This window comes from Stenotrophomonas sp. 278 (assembly GCF_003935715.1).
GTDB lineage: Bacteria > Pseudomonadota > Gammaproteobacteria > Xanthomonadales > Xanthomonadaceae > Stenotrophomonas > Stenotrophomonas maltophilia_AH.
Genome location: NZ_RHPP01000019.1, coordinates 37,314 through 44,743, shown reverse-complemented (window position 1 = coordinate 44,743; position 7,430 = coordinate 37,314). Strand labels below are relative to the sequence as shown.

Annotated in this window: 6 protein-coding genes; 2 read left to right on the top strand and 4 right to left on the bottom strand. The window is 58.9% G+C overall.

Annotated features, from left to right (window positions below; translation table 11 throughout):
* Positions 1-540 precede the first annotated feature (540 nt).
* Positions 541-831, bottom strand: a complete 291-nt coding sequence (locus EGJ34_RS22670) for a hypothetical protein (protein ID WP_049402761.1) — start codon at positions 829-831, stop codon at positions 541-543.
* Between the two features lie 151 nt (positions 832-982).
* Positions 983-1,786, bottom strand: coding sequence for a helix-turn-helix transcriptional regulator (locus EGJ34_RS05325; RefSeq protein ID WP_043033503.1), 804 nt, complete (start codon positions 1,784-1,786; stop codon positions 983-985).
* 97 nt (positions 1,787-1,883) lie between these two features.
* On the opposite strand from EGJ34_RS05325, the gene EGJ34_RS05320 reads away from it, so the two are divergent.
* Positions 1,884-2,792, top strand: coding sequence for a DMT family transporter (locus EGJ34_RS05320; RefSeq protein WP_043033504.1), 909 nt, complete (start codon positions 1,884-1,886; stop codon positions 2,790-2,792).
* Between the two features lie 968 nt (positions 2,793-3,760).
* Here the strand turns inward: EGJ34_RS05320 and EGJ34_RS05310 are convergent.
* A complete protein-coding gene (locus tag EGJ34_RS05310) occupies positions 3,761-4,006 on the bottom strand; it encodes a helix-turn-helix transcriptional regulator (protein ID WP_043033505.1) in 246 nt (81 codons plus the stop codon).
* Between the two features lie 94 nt (positions 4,007-4,100).
* Between EGJ34_RS05310 and EGJ34_RS05305 the strand changes: the two genes are divergently transcribed.
* Positions 4,101-4,379 carry a hypothetical protein gene (locus EGJ34_RS05305; protein WP_033835997.1) on the top strand — a complete coding sequence of 93 codons (279 nt, stop codon included), beginning with the start codon at positions 4,101-4,103 and terminating at the stop codon, positions 4,377-4,379.
* A gap of 43 nt (positions 4,380-4,422) precedes the next feature.
* Here the strand turns inward: EGJ34_RS05305 and EGJ34_RS05300 are convergent, their stop codons facing one another.
* Positions 4,423-7,416: a Tn3 family transposase gene (locus tag EGJ34_RS05300; protein WP_043033507.1), complete on the bottom strand. Its 2,994-nt coding sequence runs from the start codon at positions 7,414-7,416 to the stop codon at positions 4,423-4,425.
* Positions 7,417-7,430: the final 14 nt, after the last annotated feature.

Below are 7,430 nucleotides of genomic sequence, written 5' to 3'. Positions count from 1 at the left end.
AAACGACTACGCAAAGCAATTGAAAGCCGCTTCCTGACCCCGTACTTCTTGGCGTCCGATTTCAGGGGACAGGTTCAATCTGATCCATTTTTATCAGATTGATAAAATATTCTTATGCTGAATGAGCATTGGCTCCGATCCTTTCGGGCTATCGCAGAGGTCGGGAGCTTTACCAGGGCCGCAGGCCAGCTGCAGCTCACCCAGGCTGCGGTCAGTCAGCATGTACGTCATCTTGAGCAACAGCTGGGTGCCCTGTTTCTGCGCAGACCACGATTTATTGAGCTGACGCCGGCGGGAATGGCTCTATTGCAGTACTGCCAAGAGATGGATTCGGCCGATCGCCGGCTTCAAGCCAAGCTCGCGAGCGCGGACAGCGATCAGGGGGAGTTTGCGCTGATAACCCCCGGGAGTGTTGGCCTTGCTCTTTACCCGGTGTTGCTGGACTTCCAGCGCACCCATCCCGGCTTGATCATTCGTCATCGCTTCTCGCCGGACCCAGAAATCCTATCGGCGGTACTGGAGAAGAAGTACGAGGTGGGTCTACTTGCACTTCGGCCGGATGACCCTCGGCTGCGGGCTGAGCCCTTCACCGAGGAGGCGCTTGAGCTGGTAGTTCCGAGAGGTGCCTGCGCGGACAGCTGGGCGGATCTTCAAAAGTTGGGTTTCGTTGATCATCCAGATGGCCAGGCTATGGCCACCCGCCTTCTCGCCCGCAAGTTCCCAGGAAATCCAGGCGTACGCGCGCTTCCTATACACGGCTTCACCAATCAGGTTGCGCTCATCCTTGAGCCGGTATCGCTCGGGCTGGGATTCACTGTCATTCCGCGACACGCCCGTGAATCCTTCGCTCGGCAAGACGCAATTGAGGTGGTTGACTGTGGATCTCCGGTGGTTGACACCCTCTGGATGATCCATCGATCCGAATGGCCACTGTCTGGGCCAGCTAAATGGTTGACCCAACAGCTTCGAGGCCTGCCTCGATTCAGCGGGAGGAGGGCTCCACCTCTCGCTGGAGCGGACTGAGGCCCCTTCTATACTGGTCTGGGGTCCGGCCAGAGTGTCGCTTGAACATCTCACTGAAAGACGTTGAGTTTGCATAGCCCAGATCGTCTGCAATCTGCGTAATTGATCGGTCTGAACCCAAGGCATCAATTGCCCTCAGAAAACGAAGCCGACTGCGCCACTCTCCGAACCCCATCCCTAGCTCGCGCTTTGCCAAGCGCTCAAGTGATCGAACACTAATGTGGTGGCGCTCTGCGACCTCAAGTGCCGACGGAGAGTCCTGAAGGGAGGTCTCGGCATAGCTCAGAATCCGCTTTAGCACGTCACCGCTGGCCAGCGGCAGGAAGCTCGACATCACCGGCGCGGCCAGAATCAGGTCAAGGGCGACCGCGGAGAGTCGCCGGTCTTCTGGCTTAACGGCCTCGCCGATGTCACGACGGGCCAGTTCGTCCAAGATCTCCCTAAGCAACGAGCTAACCGCTAACGCAGTCGGAATGCTGGGCATCTGCGCCGACGCGCCGACCGAAAGGTATGCGGATCGATAAGCAACCGCACCACGGTTTCGGGATGAGTGGTGAACACCAGGCGGAATCCATATCGCATAGTGGGTAGGGGACACCATCCAGTCCTCGCCTACCTGTAACTCCATGACACCCTGCGCAACATAGTTGAACTGCCCCCACGGATGCACACGAGCATCCCAGTCGGAGGGAGGCAAAGTCCCTTGCCGAACGTAGATGTCTCCAGGGATGGAGCTGAACGAGGGGACGGGGTCCATTGCCATGTCGCATTCAAGATGAAGATTGGCGCAAATTATGGATGTAACGAAATTCCGCCAAGTCTACGCTACTGGCTGTTGATATCCAGTATCTGAGGATGCCATGTACTACCTGCTCCCCCTCCTGGCCTGCCTTCTCTGGGGCGCCAACACCATCGTTACAAAGCTCGCTGCAGGGACCGTCGGCCCGGTCGATATTAGCTTCTGGCGATGGCTTGCTGCGGCCATCATCTTGCTCCCATTCGCCCTGCCGCGCCTGAAGTCGAACCTAGCGGTCCTGAAAGCCAATTGGGCACGCTTCCTCGTGCTCGGTGCTTTGGGCGGTGTCATGTTCCAATGCCTGGCGTACTACGCCGCACATTTCACTTCTGCGACCAACATGGGCGTTATCCAGGCACTCATCCCGTTGATCGCTCTTGCCTTGTCGCGCATCTTCATGGGTCACGCAGTCCGCGGTGGCGCAGTGATTGGTTCGATCATCTCCTTGGTTGGGGTGATAGCGGTAGTGTCCCATGGTGACTTTGAAGCCTTGGTTTCCCATGGAATCAACAAAGGTGACGCCCTGATGCTGCTGGGCGCTTTGGCTTTTGCCACCTACAATTTGCTGATGCACAAGTGGCGCATTCCCGTAACGCTGATCGAATCCCTGTTTCTTCAAGCCATGTCTGCAACGATCCTGCTGCTACCTCTTTTCCTTGTCGCAGGCACTGGCGTCCAGGGTGGCGCAGCCATCGGCTGCATTGCATTCGCAGCAATCGGCGCTTCGATCATGGCACCGTTGGCATGGATGACCGGCCTGCATCGGCTGGGCTCTGCTCGCGTGGCCGGGTTCTTCAATCTCGTCCCGATCGTCACTGCATTGCTTGCGGTGGTGGTCCTCAAAGAGTCTCTGAGCACCTGGGTCGTGGGTGGCGGTTTGATGGCAGTATTTGGTGTGGTACTGGCGGAGTACGCAGCTCGCAAGAAGCCTGACGAGGTCATGGTCGTGGATGACACCTCGACCAAGCGCTGAAAGACAATTGCATAGCTGCAGTTCAAATGAAAACGGGCCGCTTGAGGCCCGTTCTCCTTGTTCGGGGAACGCTTCTTCGGCTAGCCAGGTTCAAAGGGCCCTCTCCTCAAGGTGAAGTTGCATCTAGACAGCGCTCTTCAGCTGAGTTGGGCACATGCCGGTTAGTCGGCGAAACATTGCAATAAAAGGGGAGGGGCCGCTATAGCCCAGCCGCTTGGCAACATCACCAACTTTGCAGTCGCTCTGGAGGAGAGGGAGGGACGCAGCAAGCTTCAGCCTCTGGCGCCACTCACAACATCCCAGGCCAGTAGCGGCAACCCAGCGTCTTGCAGGAGTCCGAGAGGATACGCCAGCAACTTCTGCCCATTGAACTAGTGACTGGCCACTTCCTGGATCGGCTTGTAGCGCATCGATGATGGGGGCTAACAAGCGCGAAAACGCCAAGAATGCGCGGCCAAAGCTTCTGTTCCGGTAACTCAGCGAATGACCGGGGATCACCCCAAAGCGGAAAGGCTAACAGTAGGAACCGGGGATGCTTCGCGGCCCAGCTGCGCATCTTGCGCTGCCGCCGCCAAGCGATAGCCTTTGCGTCTCGAAGCTTGTGTAGGGCGCAATCCTCCACGTCAGACAGTCGCGCCGAAAGGGTATAGGCCCCGCGACAAGCCCATCGGAGGCATTTAGGGGTTCGCTTTAGCGACCTGTGGAGCTGCTGTGGAGTGGGCCGGAGAAATGTCTTCACATCAACAACTGTAAAGACGTCGCTTCACCCGGATCTACACGAGGGTTCAGACCCCACGGTTCCACAAAACAGCCTAAAGTTTCGACCCGGCACGCCGAGGCCGATCTACGTCACGGATTTCCGGCAGGGCGTGCCCCTTCCATCCGGTTGGCCGTCTGTCACTGGCGTGTGCGCCTGGTCCCGACCGGCCGGCAAGAAGCGCGAACCTACCGCTACACCCTAAGGGGCTTTAGTCTTTGATTCGCTTCTCAAAGTTTGTGATCAACTTGCCCAGCGAAAGGCCTGTCAGGCGGGCGATATCTCTCAGCTCCACCACATCAACCCTTCTCTTGCCTGTTTCGACGTCGCTGATGAATGACTGGCTGCGGCCCAGCATGCTGGACACCTGGGCCTGGGTCAGACCGGCAGCTAGCCGCGCCTCGCGAACAGCCTCAATGAGGGCAGCGTACTCTTTTCGATGGATGGACTTCGACACGACCGCGCCTTGGCTGAGCGGCCTAGAAAGCTATATCCAGTTCTCCGATATCTAAAAACCAGATATTCTGTCTTCTTCATTGACAGGGGGACGCATGAGCGAACAGCCATACCGCTTCATCACCGCGGCCAGAAGCAGAGCAACACTGATCCTGGCAGCATCAGCACTGCTAGCTGCCTGCAGCGGTCCGACAGACAAGAAGATGGTTACGAATGGAACCCAGCAGCAATACCGGCAGTCAATTGACGCTATCGACGCGGAACTCAATGCCCACGAAAGAGCGGCCTTCAACTGGGCAGTCGCTGGGATGAACCTTGAAGAGGGTCGGCAGGGAATCATTACGTACAGGGCCAAAAGCTGCCTAAGCGACTGAATTTCAAAGTTGATTGCTCGTCTCTCGATCAGGTTCTCCCCATCTATGGGGTCTGTTCAAGCACCTTGGCTGTGTAGCTCAGCGGCGCCACTTCCCTTTCAAGATCCAGGTGGTAGTCGCCGAAGCGATTGATGTGGCTGGTCCGATAAGGCGACAGGCCGGCCAGGATCTCGGGCGTCAGTTCAATCCCCTCCTTCCTCATCTCGGCCAAGGTCCGGCTCATGCCTTCCACGTTGTGGAGGATGATCATGTTGGCCACCAGCTGGCTGTACTTGATGATCTTGCGCTGCTCGTGTTGGACGTTCTCAGCAATGATCCCCTGGCTGCCAAAGAACACCCATTTCACGAAGCCGTTGTATTCCTCGCTCTTGTTGGTGGCAGCATGGATCGTTTTGCGGATCTCATTGTCATCAATGTAGCGCAGCAAGAACAGCGTTCGAACGGCCTTGCCAAGTTCCCGGAAGGCGAAGTACAGCTTGTTCTTCCGGCTGTAGGTGCCCAGCCGGCGCAGGATCGAGGACGCGGTGATCTTGCCCAATCGGATTGAGATCACCACCCGCAGCATGTCGTGGAGATGGGTGGCGATCAGTTGCCAGTCGATGCTGTCCCCGAACAGTGCCTGGATGTTCTTATAAGCCCTACCCGGTTCGGGCCGAAAGAATGTCAGGTCCTTGATGTTCCGGATCCGGGGCATCAGCTGGATGCCCAGCATGTGGGCCAGGCCGAAGACCGGATAGCTTTGGGCCTGCGTGTCGCCATGGACGATCTCAGGCTGGATGTCGGAAGTGTTGGCCAACAGACCGTCGAGGATGTAGATGCCCTCGTGCACGCCACAGGGAATGAAGTGGCTGAACGGCGCTACGTATTTGTCGGACACGTGGCAGTAGCCGATGCCACCGTAGCCGCCGTAGCGGATGTGATACTCCGACAGCAGGTTGTCCTCGTAGACGCTCCACTTCGTGCCATCAGCTGATGCGCTCTTGCCGCTGCCCCAATAGCCAGGCAGGTCGAATCTGTTGTAGGTATTGATGACCTCCACGATGGCCTTCTCAAGCACATCCTCGGTCACGTATTTCAGGTTGAGCCAAGCGACTTGGCGCCGGCTGAAGCCCTTGATCGACCGCGCCGTCTGCGTCGGCCCCAGGTTGCAGCCATAGCAGAATAGCGTGGTGATCACACGTCGGGGCAGATCTTCGACCTGGCTCTCGGTGCCGGCGATCGGGCGGAAGAAACGGTGCAGATCCAGCCATTGGCTGGCATCGATCAGGACATCGACGATGCTGGATTCTGGAAGCCGTTCGGCGATGAGGCGATCCACCGTGGTAATCGCGCTGGAGACTTCGGCGCGTTGCCCCTTCCGCAGCACCAGGCGCCCATCCAGGATGTCCGCATGTACGTTCTCCGGGAAACGCGCGTCGACCTCATCGGCCAGGGAGGTCAGTTGTGCACGTAATCCCGCCACGAAAGACTCGGCGTCGGTGGGCAGGCCTGACACCTGGCCGTAGGCTTCCAGTTCCTGGGCCAAGGTGGCTTCATCGACCAGCTGCTCACGGTAGTCATCAAACCGTTCGCTGCTGGGAATGAAGAGATCTCCGGACTTCAGTTCGTCCTTGACCTGCACCAGCACGGCCAGCTCGAAGTACTTACGGTGCATCCAGCCGGCGCCGGCTGCACTGGCCCGCTTGCCGAACACGTGCTGACACCAGAGCTTGGACATCCAGTCAAAGTCCTTTTCCGGGTCCAAACCGAGGGAGGCGACCTCGATCAGCTCACGGCGCTGGTTGCGCAGCGAGAGCACCGCTGCGATCAGCGGCTCCATGCCGGCGTCGTGGCTGGTCGCCCGAAGTTTCATCAGCTCCAGCCCATTGAACAGCAGCGGCCTGACCGCGCCATAGGGCTGCAGCATGAAAGGCAGGTAGTTCTTCCCGGCGTAGGCCATATGTTCTTCGCATTCGGCCAGCAAGGTCGACACTTCCGCTTCCAGGCTGTTGTCGATGGCATCCACGCGCTGACTATCGCTGCCGTCTAGCTGATAGGCCTGCAGGATTTCCTTGAGCTGGCCGATGAGGAAGTCGGCCCGTTTGGCATGTTCGAGCTGGTAGGCCAGCAATTTCTGCTGGGCCGTGTTCTCCAGCCCGCGCACCTGCTTGATGAACAACTCGGCTGCATCATCCAGTGTCTTGGCATGCTGGGCGCGAATGAAGATGGTGGCCAGCGCATAGCGCTTGTCCGGAGCCAGTTCGGCCAGCTCGCTGGCGTCATAGGCCCGAGCCATTGCACGGAACTGCTTGAGCTTGGGCACCGGCACATCGATGGGAGGCAGCTGGTCGGCCAACTGCTGCAGCATGCGGATGTGCTGCAGGTAGAACCGAACTTCCTTGTTGGTGGGCCGGCCGGGCTCGCGCTTGAGTGATTGCCAGCCGGTGAACCTGGACCCTTCCGGTGCGCGCAGCAGTTCGTCGATGAGCGTGCGCGTGGCAGGCGTCAGCGCGTGGCTGATGCTGCGGTAGTAGCCCAGATTGACCCGCTCACGGGCGCCGATGGCGGCCAGCTCCAGAGTGCGGAAACCGGGCAGTTCGTAGCGATGGTGCACCAGCTCTTCGAGCAGGACGTTCACGATGTCCGGGATGGTGTGCTTGGTCTGGGCTGCTCCGGTGGCCACTGTGTCCAGCCAAGCCAAGCCCGATTTATCCAGGGGACGTACCCCGATGAATTGCCGAAGCTGCGGCATATGCCGGCGCTGGCTGCCGGAAGCGTCGTAGCGTTCGAGCTGGTCGGTGTCCAATACGCGCCCGAGTCGGGCGGCCTTGGCGATGTGCTTCCGGATCCGCTCGGGTACGTCGGCCAACAGCGTGAAGTAGCCCAAGCGTTGGAAGAGCTTGAGATGAATCAGTACCGCCAGCTGCGGACCCGGCTGGGTGGTCAGCTGCTTGGCGAATGCAATCTCAGCGGCGGTCGGGGTATAGATCTCCTCCAGTTCCTTGGCGGTGGGATCAGGCTTCAGTCGCGGGTAGGCGGTCTCGTGAAGGGTAGCCATTGGATCCGGAGGGT

What these genes read in the sequence shown, in the direction of transcription:
- EGJ34_RS05325 (WP_043033503.1), bottom strand. Translation starts at nt 1,786, where the DNA reads ATGGCAATGGACCCCGTCCCCTCGTTCAGCTCCATCCCTGGAGACATC.
- EGJ34_RS05320 (WP_043033504.1), top strand. Translation starts at nt 1,884, where the DNA reads ATGTACTACCTGCTCCCCCTCCTGGCCTGCCTTCTCTGGGGCGCCAAC.
- EGJ34_RS05305 (WP_033835997.1), top strand. Translation starts at nt 4,101, where the DNA reads ATGAGCGAACAGCCATACCGCTTCATCACCGCGGCCAGAAGCAGAGCA.
- EGJ34_RS05300 (WP_043033507.1), bottom strand. Translation starts at nt 7,416, where the DNA reads ATGGCTACCCTTCACGAGACCGCCTACCCGCGACTGAAGCCTGATCCC.